We start from the raw sequence: 15,831 nt of genomic DNA, 5'->3' as shown, positions 1-15,831 counted from the left end.
TCGCAACCCGGAGATAGGCTCAAAAGCAAAGCTTTTAGAGCTGGTCTCCTCTCAACGCCGACGAAGTTAGCTGACGGGCTAGGAGTCAGAGTTCTCCCTCCTGCCAAAGCAGGATGCGCCCCAAGGAATGGATCCTCCGCTCCGGTGCAGACACCGGATTAGGCTGACTAGCTGAAGTACATTTGCGAATGCACTTCCTGAGATTAGCACTATCTTATAGAGTTGGATCTGTTGGGAGGGGTGTGGGGATAGAGATCCCGTAGGGGCGGGTTTAGCTCTTGTCTACTGGGAAATCCCAAATGGGAGGCTCAAAACCCGCCCGACCCAGTGCCTTATTGCCGGATGACCCGTGATGGGGTGTTGGCGGAGATCGCCTAGGTCAAGCGCCGCTTGAGCCAAAAATCCAGCAAAGGCAGGGCAATGCGGTAGCCCAATTGGGGACCGTAGATCAGCCCCTTATGCTCCAGGCTGTTAAGCGCCCCCTGGAGTCCGCCCCCTCGGGAGAGTTGGTGTTTCTTGATATAGGCTTGGGCCTGAGGACTCTCGGTGGGGTCCAGGGCCAAACTCTCTAGCACCCTTGCTTGGGTGAGGGGCAACAACAGCAACAATGCCTCGAAGGTCGTGGCCATATCCTGTACTAGGGCCAACATACTGCCCTGAACTTGATGGGCCTGAATCACCCTCTGACCCTCCATATCTCCATTGGCTCGGACCTCCAGCCAGAGGCGGTGAGCCAGACTGGTGGCATCGTTAACATGGCCCTGGATATAGCTCAGAAACAAATCTAGAGCTGGACTATCGGCATCCAAAACCAGCCCCACTGCCCCTAGGGTTGAGATCAGCCAGGGCTGCAATTCCCGATCGCTGAGGGGAGAGAGGGAAATGACCGGGAGATGGCTGACATACATCCAGGGCTCTGCCACCGTCGAAATCAGGGTGTAGCTCACCCGACTCTGGCTCTGGATTTCCTGCCGCAGGTAGCTCTCCCACTTGCCCTGGCGATCCCAAGAACGGATATGGGGAAAGTTGTGAAAGACAATCACCACTTGGCAGTCCAACCATTCGGCAAGCTGCTGGGGCAACGTCAACAGACCCGTAAACAGTGGCCACTCTTTCCCCGATGGCGTGGGCCATAGAAGGCGGGCTGGAGAGGAGAGGACTTGATCTAGGGTCAGGGGTTGGGGCAGGCTCCACTGCTGGATGTACCCCAGTTCCACAGGGTCGGAAAATACCTGGGTAATGCTATCCGCTAAAAATCGCAGAAATTGTCCACTGTTGCGGCAGCGCAGACAGTCAATCTCCAGAATTCGGGAGCCCAACTGCTGGACCGCTGCGCGAATGAGGGTCCGCCGCCCAATACCCGGTGGCCCGGTCACGACAAAATCCCGATCTTGCTGCAACAGGTCACGTACCTGGGCCAGTTCTATTTCTCGACTAATTAGGGCTTGGGGAATAAAGGGTTGGGGAACCACCGAAAAGTTAACACTATTTTTTAGTGCTATAAAGGTCTATTAGGCACTTGTCGATAGTAGCATCCGTTTTCTAAGGTCATACATTCCCATGATTCCCCCACCCTTTTCCAACCCCAAATCGCTTCCTAAAACGACGGCAGCGGTTTTTCCTGTCTGGCATACGATGACCCCCCAGCAGGCAATGGGTGTCCTGGAAAGTCGGGTTCAGGGGCTAAGTGCGGCGGAGATCAGCCACCGTCAACAGCACTATGGCTTGAATGAACTGCGGGACAGTGTGCTTCGCAGTCCCTGGATCATTCTGTGGGACCAGTTTAAGAACATCATGCTGCTGATGTTGATTGCGGTGGCCCTGGTGTCTCTGGTGCTGGATGTGCGCCAGGGGAGCTTTCCTAAGGATGCGATCGCAATTTTTGCCATTGTGGTGCTGAACGGACTACTGGGCTATCTGCAAGAGAGCCGAGCCGAAAAAGCCCTCGCCGCCCTCAAGACCATGACCCCTTCCCGAGTCCGGGTGATCCGGGGAGATCAGACCCAGGAGGTCGAGGCCCAAACCCTGGTGCCGGGGGATATTTTACTCCTGGAAGCAGGGGCACAAGTCCCCGCCGATGGCCGCTTACTGGAGGCCATCCATCTCCAAATTCGAGAGGCCACCCTGACGGGGGAAGCAGAAGCAGTGGTCAAACAGGCGGAGGCACCGCTCCCCGCCGATCTGGCCCTCGGGGATCGCCTCAATCTCGTTTTTCAAGGCACTGAAGTGGTTCAGGGGCGGGGGACAGTCCTCGTCACCCAGACGGGAATGACCACCGAACTGGGTCAGATTGCCGCCCTACTCCAAGCTGTAGAAACAGAATCCACCCCCCTCCAGCAGCGCATGGCCCAGTTGGGGAACGTCCTCGTCTCGGGGTCTCTGGCCCTGGTGACCCTAGTCGTCATCGTGGGGCTGGTGCGCACCGGCGACCTCAGCCTATTTGACGATCTCCTAGAGGTTTCCCTCAGCATGGCAGTGGCAGTGGTGCCCGAGGGACTCCCCGCCGTGATCACCGTGACCCTGGCCCTGGGCACCCAACGCATGGTGCGCCGCCATGCCCTGATTCGCAAACTTCCCGCCGTTGAAACCCTGGGCTCCGTCACCACCATCTGCTCGGACAAGACGGGCACCCTAACCCAAAACAAAATGGTGGTGCAGACGGTCCAGACTCCCGAAACCCAGTTTCACATCGGCGGCGAAGGCTATGCCCCCTACGGTGAGATTCGACAGGGGGACGGCAAAATCCTCATGGGCGACGCTACTGCTGGGGAACTAGATCGATCCCAAGAGACCCTGTTGACCCAGGACTATCCGACCCTATCAGCACTGATGGCAACCTGCGTGCTCTGCAACGATGCCACCCTCCAACATGAAGGTAGCCTGTGGACGATCCTGGGCGACCCCACGGAAGGGGCATTGCTCTCCCTCGCCGGCAAAGGGGGCTATCAACAGGCTGACCTGACCCACCGCTACCCCCGGATTGGAGAAATTCCCTTCACCGCCGAGCGCAAGCGTATGAGCGTTGTGGTGCAGGTTCCCGCTGACTCGTCCGCCACTGATGCACCATTGCCCTCCCCCCCAGGTACCCCGATTCTCCTGACCAAGGGGTCTCCAGAATTAGTGCTGGAGCGATGCCGGAGCATATATGCCAGTCAGGAAAGCAGTGGGAATGGCACCCCCATGCCCCTAGACTCGGACCTGCGGCAGCAAATCCTGGCCCACAATGGAGCGCTGGCGGCTCAGGGTCTGCGGGTACTGGGGTTTGCCCTGCGCCCCTTGGCGACCGTCTCCCCAGACCTGGACTTGGAGACGGAGGAGCATGACCTGATCTGGCTGGGGCTGGTGGGGATGTTGGATGCACCTCGACCCGAGGTGCGGGTGGCAGTGGCCCAATGTCGGCAGGCAGGCATTCGCCCCATCATGATTACGGGGGATCATCCCCTAACTGCCCATGCGATCGCACTTGATCTAGGCATTGCCCAACCGGGGGACAAGAGCTTAACGGGACAAGAGCTTGCCCGCCTTACTGCCGAGGAACTAGAGGAAACGGTCTCCCACATCAACGTCTATGCCCGTGTGGCTCCAGAACACAAGCTGCGGATTGTGCAGGCACTCCAGCGACGAGGAGAATTTGTCGCCATGACCGGGGATGGTGTAAACGACGCCCCGGCGCTGAAGCAGGCGGATATCGGCATCGCCATGGGCATCACCGGCACCGATGTCAGCAAAGAAGCCAGCGATATGGTGCTGCTGGATGACAATTTTGCCACCATCGTCGCCGCCACAGAGGAAGGCCGGGTGGTATACGACAATATTCGCCGCTTTATCAAATACATTCTGGGCAGCAACATTGGGGAGGTGCTGACGATCGCCGCTGCACCTTTGATGGGGCTGGGGGGCGTACCCCTGTCGCCCCTGCAAATCCTCTGGATGAATCTGGTCACCGATGGCGTGCCCGCGCTGGCGTTGGCGATGGAGCCCGCCGAGCCGAATATCATGCAACGCCCACCCTACAACCCCAGGGAAAGCATTTTTTCTCGGGGGCTGGGAGCCTATATGGTGCGGGTGGGAATTGTGCTGGCAGTGCTCACCATTGGGCTGATGGGCTGGGCCTATGACCATACCCACAGCGCCGCCTATACTGGCGACCCCGACACCTGGAAGACGATGGTGTTTACCACCCTTTGTCTGGCTCAGATGGGCCACGCCTTAGCGGCCCGTTCTGAAACTCAATTGACAGTACAGCTTAGCCCCCTCTCGAACCCCTATGTGTGGGGTGCGGTGCTCCTGACCACGGGGCTGCAAGTGCTGGTGGTTTATGTGCCGCCGCTCCAGGAGTTTTTCGGGCTCCAGGTGATGTCGGGGCTGGAGTTGGCGGTGTGTTTTGGCTTTAGTGCCCTCGTTTTTGTGTGGTTGGAGGCTGAAAAGCTAGTGGTGAGACGCTCAGGCTGCGCCCACCTGTAATGGCGTCTTTAGGGAGCAAGTCCGATCCGGGGGTATGTTATTTTCCTGCAAGTTCCGTATCTAGGAAAGGTGCCCTGAAACTGGCCTAGTTTTGTCGGGTAATTCAGATGGAATATATATTACTATATAGTCAGATAGTCTAAATTTGCCCAGTTGGTCAAGCTTAGCGAAATTCCAGAGGAAGATACTATGGCGAACGTGCATTGGCTAGGCGGATTAGTTGGGGGGGGGCTGATTGGCCTCAGTGCCACCCTACTCCTAGCCCTAAATGGACGAATTGCGGGCATCAGCGGCATGATCAACGGAGCCCTAGGTTTTACTCGGGCTGAACAGTGGCGCTGGTGGTTTCTAGCAGGTCTCTTGGCTGGGGCGGGACTCTACGAATATCTCTTGGCCCCCCAGCCCACCCCTGTTTCCCAATTTGCGCCAGTGGCGATGGTGCTAGGCGGCTTTTTGGTGGGCTTTGGGACACGTATGGGCAATGGCTGTACCAGTGGCCATGGGGTCTGTGGCCTCGGACGGCTTTCGGGACGCTCCCTTGCAGCGGTCCTCACGTTTATGGCGAGTGGTATTGTCACGGTCTTTGTCACCCGTCATCTCTTGGCCTTTTAAAAAAAATTGCAACCCATGTATCAACTCACTGCCCTACTGTCGGGATTGATGTTTGGCCTCGGTTTAGGCATCTCTCAAATGATGGATCGCGATCGCGTCCTCGGGTTCCTGGATCTGGCAGGAGCCTGGGATCCGACCCTAGCCTTTGCCATGGGGGGTGCCGTTATCGTCACCCTCATCACGTTTCGGTTTATTCTCAAACGTTCCCATCCCTTGCTGGGAGGTCGTTTTTACCTGCCCAGTCGCAATACTATTGACCCCGTTCTATTAGGGGGGGCGGCTCTATTTGGCATTGGCTGGGGTATTGCGGGGTATTGCCCTGGTCCCGGCATTGCCGCTTTGACCCTGGGTATTTGGAACCCAGTTCTATTCCTGCTTTCTCTGATCGCCGGGTCACTGAGTTATCAAGCGCTGTCCAAGAGGATTCCAGCTAAATAAATCTTGCCCAAGTCCAGAAGTAGAGTTTTCCCGGTGGGGAATCTCCAGATTTCGAGCTGGACTTGGTATTGCTAGCCATTCTGCGCCCACCCTGGGGAAAGGGTGGGGCCGTATAGCGGTTCCCTAATGGATGAGGTACAGCTCAACTTGATGGCAATTCGGGGAACAAGGGGCTTAAGCCCCTTGCCTGTACTTAACCCGAGTGAGAACCGCTATAGGTTTGCAAAAGTTGAGATGCGCCCGACCTCATATCTCGACAGGACATTAGGAATACCAGTGGCGGGGGGCGCGGCCCGTTAGACGGGTGAGTTCCCGCAGGCGATCGCGCACCTGTTCATCCAACACTGATTGACGATAGCGCCAGCCCCAGTTGCCATCGGGTTTTCCGGGGGAATTCATGCGGGCAGAACTATCTAGACCCAAAAGATCCTGAAGGGGGACGATGGCCTGATTGGCGATGGAGGTGAGGGCTAGACGAATCATGGCCCAATGAATGCCATCCTCACCGAGATGCCCCAGGTAGCGATAAATGCGATCGCGCTCATAGTCCCCCACCTGATTGAACCAACCCACCGTCGTATCGTTATCGTGGGTGCCCGTATAGACCAGAAAATTCCGCCCATAGTTGAAGGGTAGATAGGGATTCATGTGGTCCCCACCAAAGGCAAATTGCAGGATCTTCATGCCAGGGAAATCAAACTGATCCCGCAGCGCTTCCACCTCTGGCGTAATCACCCCCAGATCTTCAGCCAAGATGGGTAGGCTGCCCAACTCCGCCTTCACCGTGTTGAAAAATGCTTCTCCAGGAGCCTCGACCCATTTCCCATTCATGGCGGTGGTTTCTCCCTCGGGTACGGCCCAATAGGCTTGGAACCCCCGGAAATGGTCAATGCGAATCAGATCCACATAGTCCAGCAATGCCTTGAGGCGCTGGAGCCACCAGCGAAATCCCTGTTTTTCCACAGCGTCCCAGTTATAGGTGGGATTGCCCCAGAGTTGCCCTGTCTCACTGAAATAATCCGGCGGCACCCCGGCCATCTCCGATGGTGCTAGGGTTTCCTCATCCACCATAAAGTTATGGGGAAAGGCCCACACATCCACACTGTCATGGGCGACATAGATAGGCTTGTCACCAATAATCTGGATATGGTTCTCATTAGCGTATTTCTTGAGGCTGCTCCACTGGCGATAGAACTCGAACTGCAAGTACCGATGCATATCGATCAGCGGGGCCAGTTTCTCGCGCCACTGGGCCATGGCCTCAGGTTTGCGACGGGCGATAGCCGGATCCCACTCCGTCCAACTCGCGCCATTATGAACCCGTTTCAAGGCCATAAAAAAGGCATAGTTATCTAGCCAAAAGGCCCGATCAGCACAAAATTCATCAAATTCAGCCCGATCCTCCGCCGAGGCTTGATGCTGAAATGCCGCCGCCGCCTTTTCCAACAGGTGCAGCTTAGCGGGCATGACGGCAGAGAAATCTACCCAATCTTCTGGAAAATCTGGCAGGCTGTCTAGATCCGCTTGGGTCAGCAAATCGCGATCGCGCAATTGCTCCAAACTGATCAAAAAGTGGTTTCCCGCCATCGCAGAGTAGGACATATAGGGCGAGTTACCATGCCCCGTTGGCCCCAAAGGCAACATTTGCCACAACTGCTGACCCGTCTGCGTTAAAAAATCAACAAATTCATAGGCACAAGGGCCAACATCCCCCATGCCAAAGCGTCCTGGAAGGGATGTGGGATGGAGGAGAATGCCGCTAGCACGTGGAAAAGGCATCGGCTCTTCAGTTACAACCCATTGACTGTAGCACGGGGTTTCTATCCAAATCCCCCTCATCTGTCAGAGTTTAGAGCGCCTTCAAAAAGATAGGCGGAGCAAGGCTTTGCACCCATACTTGTAGAACCTAGCAGGACGGCTTTTGGGTGGCCTAAAGCGGTTGTTCCAAAGCGATTGGGCAGTGGAATATAGAACGCCCCTGAGGGGCCAGAATCAGAGGGTACGCTGGAAGACGCGCCCATACCCTATGCTCCGGAGGGATCCCCAACCATGGCCTATCGCAACCCCGCCCCCACAGTGGACCTGATTATTGAACTGCGCGATCGCCCCCATCGTCCCATTGTGTTGATCGAGCGGCGGAATCAGCCCTGGGGGTGGGCGCTACCGGGGGGCTTCGTGGACTATGGAGAAGCGGTAGAAACCGCCGCTATTCGCGAAGCTCAGGAAGAAACGGCCCTAGCGGTCACCCTAGTAGAACAATTTCACGTCTACTCAGACCCCAGCCGAGACGCCCGTCAACACACCATCAGCATTGTTTTCCTCGCCACCGCCACCGGGGAACCCCAAGCGGGGGACGATGCTAAGGGTCTGACGGTATTCAACCCTTGGGAACTGCCCACCCCCCTGTGCTTTGACCACGATCGCATCCTGCGCGATTATTGGCAGTATCGCCATTACGGTCTCCGCCCCAGAATTTAGGCCCTTTGTTCATGACCCGCAAAATTATTCGCACGGACCAAGCCCCTGCCCCCGTTGGCCCCTACAATCAGGCCGTTGTGGCCTCAGGGTCACTGATCTTTGTTGCAGGACAAATTCCCCTTGATCCCGTTACCGGGGAGCTGGTAGGGGGTGATGATGTCGCCGCCCAAACAGACCAAGCGATCGCCAATCTCCAGGCCATCCTAGTGGCCGGAGGGGCTAGCCTTGGATCCGTGGTAAAAACCTCCGTTTTCCTCAAGGACATGAACGATTTCGCCGCCATGAATGCAGTCTATGCCCGCTACTTTGGCGATACCGATGCCCCAGCCCGTGCCTGTGTCGAAGTGGCTCGCCTGCCTAAGGACGTGCGGGTAGAAATTGAATGTGTCGCGGTGGTGTCCTAAAGATTCAGGCCCTGGAATCATCGCGAGTGCCGTCTTTTTGGGCTGCCTTGCGAGCCTTGACTTCACGGCGGCGCTCCAAAACCGTCTCGGTAATGCCAGCAGCCATAACGGTGGCTAGAACGCCATCATCTATCCAGCCGACAATGGGGATGACATCGGGCACGAGGTCTACAGGGCTGATCAGATAGACTAGGGCGGCTAAAATCACAACCCATCGGCCAACGGGGTGGCCGAGGAGGGTACGGTGTAGGCGGTGCCATATAGCATTCAGCATAGCTAAGAGTCCTGAGAGTATTTCAGCTTAAAGGTATCCCGTTGATCGATTAAGTCTACTGCCCTAGGGATTGGGTCTCTGGATCGTTGATGAACATTTTGAACCAGTCTTGCGCTGGAATACGCAGATAGGCATCTCTGATCTCCATCGTGATCCCCAGGTGGGGATGAACATTCTGAAGCAGTCTTGCGCTGGAATACGCAGATAGGCGTCTCTGATCTCCATCGTGATCCCCAGGTGGGATCGATTCGGGAGAATTGGTAACAATAATTGCAAAACCCCTGTTATTTCACGGAAAGAGATCGCTCACAGGGCACTCTAATATAGGAATCCCCTCTATCAGTGTTAGGTTGACCTGTGCACCACGTCGTCTCATCCCCCTATCCTGACGGTGCAGACGGATTGGGCTCTGTTGCCGACTTTGTTAATGGGAATATGGCCCCAACGACGGAGATGGCTGCAAGGCTAGAGTGGGTGCTGGCGGAGGCGACGGATGCCGTATGGGTAGTAGGGCGGGGTAATTACCTCCTCCATGTCAACCGAGTGGCGACGGAGATGGCGGGCAGGGATGCCATTGACGCCTATCTGCAATGGTCAGAGACCGCCCCCAAGGGAGCATGGTCAGAGACCGGCCCAAAGGGGCTGTCACAACAGCCCCTTTGGGCATCTGTGACGGTGCGGGATGAGGCAGGGCAAGCATTGCCCCCCTCCAACTGGCCTCTGTATCGGGTTCTAGCAGGGGAGGTCATCACCCAAGAGGTGATTCATTGCACCTGGCCTTCGGGCCAGACCGGCTGGTATCGGGTTGAGGGAGTTCCCCTGCGGAATGATGCGGGACAAGTAGACATAGCCCTAGTGTTATTGCAGGAGGTGACCCCAAACCACCAAACCATCCACAAATTGCGGACTCGCCTCCAAGAGATGCAACGGTTTACCGATGCCGTCCCCACTATGATCGCTTACCTGGATGGGGCGGAAATCCATCGCTATGTTAACCAAGCCTACGCCCTCGGCTTTGAACAGTGCCCCGAAGCCATTCTGCACCATTCCCTTCTAGAAGTGGTAGGCCCCCAGGTCTATCCCCAACTCCAGCCCCACCTTAAAACCGTCCTGGGGGGAAAGGCGGTCAGCTTTGACCTACCCTTGCGGGCTCCCAGTGGGACGTGGCAGTACAAACACGTCAGTTTTCTGCCCCATCGGGTAGATAACCAACTTCTGGGGTTCTACGCCCTGTTTAATGACATCACCGCCCATAAGCGGATGGCGGATTTGTTGCAGGACAACGCCGAGCATTTTCGCTACGCCCTAGAGGGAGCCTCGGTAGGTATTTGGGACTGGAACTTGGTTACGGGGGAGTTGACCTGGTCCCAGCAGCAAGAAATTCTGCTGGGGTTGCGTCCCGGTACCTTCGATGGCCAGTACAGTACCTTTCTCCAACAGGTGGAGGCGGCGGATCGCCAGCAGGTTGATGAGAATTGGCAGGCTGCTAGCAAGGGATCTCGGTGCATCCATACTGAATTTCGAGTCCGCGATCGCGATGGCGAGATCCATTGGCTGAGCAGCCGGGGGCAAGTCTTTGTGGATTCCCAGCATCAACCGATCCGCATGGCTGGGGTCACCGTTGACATTACCGCCCAACGGAGTACCCAGGATCTCCTGCACCACCAGGTTCGCCGGGAACGGTTGGTGGCCAAGATTTCCCAGGAAATTAGCCAGACTCAAGATCTCCAGGAAATTTTGCAGCGGACGTTGTCGGAGGTCAGGGCTTTTCTAAAACTGGATCGGCTCATGATTGTGGCTCTCCACGGTGAGATGAATGGACAAATCACGGTGGAATCTCGGGCAACTGGAGTAGAGTCTCTGCTGCAATGGCGGTTTCGCGACCCCCTGGTGGTGGAGGAAAAGTACCAACGCCTCTATCGTCAGGGACGAATAGTGGCGGTGAATAACGTCCATGACCAAAATCTCAGCCGCAGTAACCTAGATTTTCTAGCCTATTTTCACATTCAGGCCCAAGTGCTGGTGCCCCTGAAACAGGAAGCAGAGTTGTGGGGGCTGTTAGTGGCCCACCAATCAGCCCCCTGCCCTTGGCAACCAGATGATATTCGCCTGTTGACGACCCTGGCGAACCAGGTGAATCTGGCCATCCAACGAGATCGACTCCATCGTGACCTAACTCGCGCCAACCAGGAACTCAAGCGCCTTGCCTACCTGGATGGACTCACCCAGGTAGCTAATCGTCGTCGCTTTGAGCAGTATCTCCAGCAGGAATGGCGGCGTCTATTGCTAAATACCGCTCCTATAGCGGTGATTATGGCGGATATTGACCATTTCAAAGCCTATAACGACCTCTACGGTCATCAGGCTGGAGATGACTGTCTACAACAGGTAGCAGGGATTCTGCGGGGGGCGGTGCAGCGTCCGGGGGACCTAGTTGCCCGCTATGGGGGAGAGGAATTCGTTATCGTTCTGCCCCAAACCGACCTAGAGGGGGCGATGCAGGTGGCGGAAAAAGTTTGCACCCTGGTCCGGCTCCAACGCATTCTCCATCAGGGCTCCGATACCCATGGCATTGTCACCCTAAGTCTGGGGGTCGCGGCAACCTATCCCCAGGGCCTACAGTCCCCGGAAGACTTGGTGCAGGTAGCAGATACGGCGTTGTACGAGGCAAAACACGCAGGCCGCGATCGCGTGGTGGCAGGTAAGTGGACTTAGATTGCTTTCGGCACCCCAGCGGTCAAAATTTCATGTCCATCGGGGGTGACCAGTACGTCATCTTCAATGCGAATGCCAATGCCTAGCCACCGCTCCGCCACCGCTGGCTGCCCTTCTACCGGCTCGTAGTCAGGGGAGATATAAATTCCCGGCTCCACCGTCACCACATTCCCAGCTTCAAAGGGTTGCCAGGTCTTGTCAGGATTTCGCAGAATACCCGCATCGTGGACATCCAGACCCAGAAAATGCCCGGTGCCATGCATGAAAAATGCCTTATGCTTCTTCTCCTCAATCAGCGTGTCCACATCCCCCACCAACAGCCCCAGTTCCACAAAGCCCTCGGTGAGGGTGCGAGTGGCGGCATCGTGGAAGGCGTTGAAGGGCTGACCGGGGCGCACTTGATCGATCGCCCGAAGCTGCGCCTCTAGCACCAATTCGTACAAAATCCGCTGCTCGGGGGTAAAGCGACCCTCGACGGGAAAGGTGCGGGTAATGTCAGCGTTGTAATAGTCACAGCAACAACCCGCATCGATCAGTAGCAGATCCCCGGCCTGCATCTGGCGATTGTTTTCGATGTAGTGGAGGATGCAGGCATTGTCCCCCGAGGCGACGATGGAGGGATAGGCAGGGCCACCCCCAGCGAGGCGGAACAGGTGCTCCATTTCCGCCTGGATTTCATACTCGTAGCGACCGGGCTGGGCCAGTTCCCGAGCATGGTTGTGGGCCTTGACGGACACCGCCACGGCTTTCCGAATGAGGTCTATTTCTTCAGGTTGCTTAACCCGTCGCAGAGCTTGCAGCAGCAGGTGGGCGTCGGCGATGGCTCTGGGGCCGGTACCTCGCTTGGCATAGGTTGCCAGCAGTTTCTGCCAATGGTGCAGAATTCTGCCGTTTAGCTTGGTGTTGTGACCAAAGTGGTAGTACAGGGGGTCAGCCTGCTTCAGGTACTCCGGTAGCTTTTCGTCCAGTTCCGCAATAGGGAAAACCGCATCGGCTCCCAAGCGCTCCTGGGCTACCTCTACCCCCAGACGACGGCCCGACCAGGTTTCTTTTTCCTTATCCTTGGGCCGCACAAATAGCACGAAGTGATGTTCTTCGTGGTGGGGGGCGAGAACTGCGATCGCACCGGGCTCATCAAACCCGGTCAGGTAATAAAAGTCGCTGTCTTGGCGAAAGGGATGCTCGACATCGTTGTGCATTACCGCTGGGGGAGCACTGGCGAAAATCGCCGTGCCCTGGCCAATCTGGGCCATCACCCGCTGGCGGCGCTGCTGGTAGACCATCTGCATAGGCTTAGGGCGTGTCATCAATTAATTCTAGAAACCTTGTGGGATAAGCATTCCCACGCCCGTCCCAATTTCATAAGCTAGGGGGTGCAACCCTTGTTTTCTAAGCATTAGGCGGCTAAATGATGGCAGCCCCTAGCTAAAGGGGTAGGTCAGCAATTGAATGATCATGCCGTCTCCCCCTGGGAGGTTGGCTGTCGTCAAAGTGACAGAATCGCCTCCCGCTTGACGAGTGGGCACCGTCCGCATCAGGTCCAAAAAGGGTTGCAACCCTGCAATATCACAGGCTTCCGCTGGGGCCGCATCGGCAGCCCGAGTGCGGAAATGGGTGGGAATGACCATGCGGGGATTCAGGGTACGGATCGCCTCCAGGGCTTCTTCGGCATCATAGGCTTTGGGACCACCGCCCACGGGCACCAGCAGCACGTCGGGCCGCCCCAGCAAGATTTGCTCCTCAATGTCCATGGGGGCAGCAGCTCCGCCCATGTGGACGATATTGAGGCCACCCTGTTGCCAGCGCCAGATGAGGTTCTGGCCAAAGCGCCGTCCCCCTTGGCGATCGTGGGGGGTAGAGATAGCCTGGAGCCGAATTGGGGGCAGGTCGTAGGCTCCCGCCTCCGACAGCACATCGGGATTACCGGGAAGCCCTTGCAGCGTGCCCCCTTCATCAAAAAGACGGCTGCTGATCAACACCACATCCGACGACACATTGGGCACCCGATATCCAGCGGTACAGCCCAGGGCACGAAAGGGGTTGACCAGAATCCGGCGACCACTGCCAGAGAACAAAAAGCAGGTGTGGCCCAACCAGCGAATCTCGACCCCAGAGGTCTGGGCTTGGGCCGGCAGCAAGTTTGCAGCTAGTCCTAGGCCCAATGCCGACACAAAGCCCGCCCCAAACTGTTCTACAAACCGTCGTCGATCCATTATTCGTCTCTCTCCCTATAACGGGCTGTGAATGCCCTATGACTGCCTGTGAATGCCGATGTTAGACGGGTGGAATTGCCCTAGTGCTGGGCAGCAGAAATACTCTAATCGTTCTATCGTGGCACACCTCGGCCCCTCACCCTAGCCCTCTCCGAGGGGGAGAGGGGACCGGAAAATGTTGGGCTGGTGCGACAGAATAGCAAGCCTATTTCAGCCTAGGTGTACTAGTACTGGGCGGCGGAAATACCCTGGCCGTTCCATCGTGGCACACTCGGCCCCTCACCCTAGCCCTCTCCCACGGGGAGAGGGGACCGGAATAAGGTTGGGCTGGTGCGACAATAGTGGGCTGATTTACGCCCTGCGGTACTAGTACTCTACAGCACAAATAACTCACCTAATTGGATAGAGCAGGAGCCCTCGGAAGACAAGGAATTCCCTTTCATCCTTCTGACTTCTGCCTTTCTGTACCAGTCTAGGCCCTGGGTTTTTACCTATAGGCGACACTATCCTATCGCGTTGACGCGATTGCCCGTCACCAGGGTTCCATTTCAGGCGGAATCAGGCAATTCAAGGGACGACGGGGACAATACCTTAAACTTGTAGCGGATGTCATCACTTCTGTCACCTTCCCAGGGTTGTCATTAACCGTGGATCAGATTTTTAAGTGAACTCTATATCCCCTACAGGGTTCAGCACCCTGGCTCTCTGACTTTGAAATATGGATTACGCATCACCTCTCACAGATAGCCATGGTGGGTTAAAAAATCCATGGAGATGTCGGGGGCATCAGTGGCGGCGGCGGGGCCGAGGCGCAGAAATTTCTCGACGTACTTGCCCAGGATGTCGCCTTCTAGGTTGACTGCCTGACCGGGTTGGAGGTCTTGCAGGGTGGTTTCCCGATAGGTAACGGGGATGACGGCGACGGTGAACCAGGTGCCGCGATCGCAACAATCTGCCACCGTCAGGCTAATGCCATTCACGGCGATGCTGCCCTTAGGGACGATGTAACGGGCTAGGGTCGGGTCGGGCACCCGAAAACGGATCTCCCAGGAGGTGGCAGTTGCGATCGCACTTTCCAGATAGCCCAGGCCATCCACATGGCCCGTAACAAAATGGCCCCCAATCTTGCTACCCACCCGCAGAGAATCCTCCAAATTGACCCGCGCCCCTGACTCTAGGAGCCCCAGGGTAGAGCGCTGAAGGGTTTCGGGGGAGGCTGTGGCGATAAACCCGTGCCCCAGACAAGACTCCACCGTGAGACAAACTCCATCCACCGCCACGCTGTCGCCCTCGTCCAGATTTCCCAGAGCCTCAATTTGGGGCGACCATTCCACCCGCAGGTGGGTCGGGCCTAAGGGAGTAAGGGCACCAATGGTCTGAACTAGGCCAGTAAACACAATGCTTTAATCAAATCCTTAGGGTCGGGGCTGCCAATTCAGGTCAGGATCAGGTCATACTTGAGAGTAGTGACCTTTTCCCTGAGATACTCTGGTTCCTAGGGCTTACCCATGGAAAGTTCCTCATGAATTCATGGTACAGGTTGCCCAGGGCTGCTCTGGCATCTGGCTACCCTAACCCTGGATTTTGCGACTCAAAGTACTGCTACATATCAAAATTATTATTTAGATCTGTACTCCTCTGTAAAAATCTCCCGTACATTCTGGGGAATCTAAAGTACCGACTTGGTTCAGCAGAGTCTAGAGGCTAAGCTCATGATTGAGATGAAGGTCGCCGGAATTGCTTTGGATGCGATATCACGCAATCCGGTTGTGCTTCTACGAGATACAACCGATCGACGAGCGTTGCCTATTTATATCGGCCAAGAGCAAGCTAAGTCCATCATCAACGCCCTGGAAAATCAGCAGGCTCCCCGGCCCCTGACCCACGATCTGTTTATCAATCTGATTGATGATTGGGACATGTCCCTAGAGCGGGTGGTGATCTATGCCCTGCGAGACAATACCTTTTTTGCGCTCCTAACCTTGGCTAAGGGAGAGGTTCGCAAGGAACTGGATGCCCGCCCCAGTGATGCGATCGCAATTGCCCTCCGCACCGACGCGCCGATCTGGGTGATGGAAGAGGTGATTGCCGATGCCTCGATTCCCGTGGACCGCGACGCCGATGAGGCGGAGACTAAAGCCTTTCGCGAGTTTCTCTCCAATCTGAGCCCAGGGGACTTTACCCAGCGACGCGGCCCCATCAGCAACGATCCCTACGAGTCCTAGTGCCGCAA

At 56.5% G+C, this 15,831-nt stretch carries 13 protein-coding genes and 1 riboswitch; of the genes, 7 read left to right on the top strand and 6 right to left on the bottom strand.

Features of this window, described 5'->3' with window-relative positions; translation table 11 throughout:
• Positions 1-41: 41 nt before the first annotated feature.
• Positions 42-175: riboswitch (cyclic di-AMP (ydaO/yuaA leader) on the bottom strand.
• A gap of 199 nt (positions 176-374) precedes the next feature.
• Positions 375-1,472: a P-loop NTPase family protein gene (locus LEP6406_RS0214260; protein ID WP_008316468.1), complete on the bottom strand. Its 1,098-nt coding sequence runs from the start codon at positions 1,470-1,472 to the stop codon at positions 375-377.
• Positions 1,473-1,560: 88 nt separating this feature from the next.
• Between LEP6406_RS0214260 and LEP6406_RS0214255 the strand changes: the two genes are divergently transcribed.
• From LEP6406_RS0214255 to LEP6406_RS0214245, 3 genes are all read left to right on the top strand, one after another.
• The gene (locus tag LEP6406_RS0214255) at positions 1,561-4,464 is read left to right on the top strand and encodes a cation-translocating P-type ATPase (RefSeq protein ID WP_008316470.1); all 2,904 of its coding nucleotides are present in this window, start codon (positions 1,561-1,563) and stop codon (positions 4,462-4,464) included.
• A gap of 189 nt (positions 4,465-4,653) precedes the next feature.
• A complete protein-coding gene (locus LEP6406_RS0214250; RefSeq protein WP_008316473.1) occupies positions 4,654-5,076 on the top strand; it encodes a YeeE/YedE family protein in 423 nt (140 codons plus the stop codon).
• 15 nt (positions 5,077-5,091) lie between these two features.
• The gene (locus LEP6406_RS0214245; protein WP_008316476.1) at positions 5,092-5,514 is read left to right on the top strand and encodes a DUF6691 family protein; all 423 of its coding nucleotides are present in this window, start codon (positions 5,092-5,094) and stop codon (positions 5,512-5,514) included.
• Positions 5,515-5,778: 264 nt separating this feature from the next.
• On the opposite strand, the gene malQ is transcribed toward LEP6406_RS0214245, so the two are convergent.
• The gene (malQ, locus tag LEP6406_RS0214240) at positions 5,779-7,293 is read right to left on the bottom strand and encodes a 4-alpha-glucanotransferase (protein WP_027269132.1); all 1,515 of its coding nucleotides are present in this window, start codon (positions 7,291-7,293) and stop codon (positions 5,779-5,781) included.
• Positions 7,294-7,563: 270 nt separating this feature from the next.
• Between malQ and LEP6406_RS0214235 the strand changes: the two genes are divergently transcribed.
• Complete coding sequence (locus LEP6406_RS0214235; protein ID WP_008317150.1) at positions 7,564-7,992, top strand: NUDIX domain-containing protein; 429 nt, start codon at positions 7,564-7,566, stop codon at positions 7,990-7,992.
• 11 nt (positions 7,993-8,003) lie between these two features.
• Positions 8,004-8,396, top strand: a complete 393-nt coding sequence (locus LEP6406_RS0214230; RefSeq protein ID WP_008317152.1) for a RidA family protein — start codon at positions 8,004-8,006, stop codon at positions 8,394-8,396.
• A 4-nt stretch (positions 8,397-8,400) separates the two neighbouring features.
• Here LEP6406_RS0214230 and LEP6406_RS0214225 read toward each other — a convergent pair whose 3' ends face one another.
• Positions 8,401-8,670 (bottom strand): YkvA family protein, encoded by a 270-nt coding sequence (locus tag LEP6406_RS0214225; protein ID WP_008317154.1) that lies wholly within the window; start codon positions 8,668-8,670, stop codon positions 8,401-8,403.
• A 435-nt stretch (positions 8,671-9,105) separates the two neighbouring features.
• Between LEP6406_RS0214225 and LEP6406_RS30340 the strand changes: the two genes are divergently transcribed.
• Positions 9,106-11,385 (top strand): diguanylate cyclase domain-containing protein, encoded by a 2,280-nt coding sequence (locus LEP6406_RS30340; protein ID WP_051463692.1) that lies wholly within the window; start codon positions 9,106-9,108, stop codon positions 11,383-11,385.
• Here LEP6406_RS30340 and LEP6406_RS0214210 read toward each other — a convergent pair.
• From LEP6406_RS0214210 to LEP6406_RS0214200, 3 genes are all read right to left on the bottom strand, one after another.
• Positions 11,382-12,674: an aminopeptidase P N-terminal domain-containing protein gene (locus LEP6406_RS0214210; protein WP_008317162.1), complete on the bottom strand. Its 1,293-nt coding sequence runs from the start codon at positions 12,672-12,674 to the stop codon at positions 11,382-11,384. The genes LEP6406_RS30340 and LEP6406_RS0214210 overlap by 4 nt on opposite strands.
• Before the next feature lie 132 nt (positions 12,675-12,806).
• Positions 12,807-13,598 (bottom strand): MBL fold metallo-hydrolase, encoded by a 792-nt coding sequence (locus tag LEP6406_RS0214205; protein WP_008317166.1) that lies wholly within the window; start codon positions 13,596-13,598, stop codon positions 12,807-12,809.
• 737 nt (positions 13,599-14,335) lie between these two features.
• Positions 14,336-14,995, bottom strand: a complete 660-nt coding sequence (locus LEP6406_RS0214200) for a riboflavin synthase (RefSeq protein WP_008317168.1) — start codon at positions 14,993-14,995, stop codon at positions 14,336-14,338.
• Between the two features lie 315 nt (positions 14,996-15,310).
• On the opposite strand from LEP6406_RS0214200, the gene LEP6406_RS0214195 reads away from it, so the two are divergent.
• A complete protein-coding gene (locus LEP6406_RS0214195; RefSeq protein WP_008317172.1) occupies positions 15,311-15,823 on the top strand; it encodes a bifunctional nuclease family protein in 513 nt (170 codons plus the stop codon).
• Positions 15,824-15,831 lie beyond the last annotated feature (8 nt).

The organism is Leptolyngbya sp. PCC 6406 (genome assembly GCF_000332095.2).
In the GTDB taxonomy this organism is placed as follows: Bacteria; Cyanobacteriota; Cyanobacteriia; order Phormidesmidales; family Phormidesmidaceae; genus PCC-6406.
Note: the sequence above shows the minus strand (reverse complement) of the source record. Positions and strands in the feature narration are given on the sequence as shown.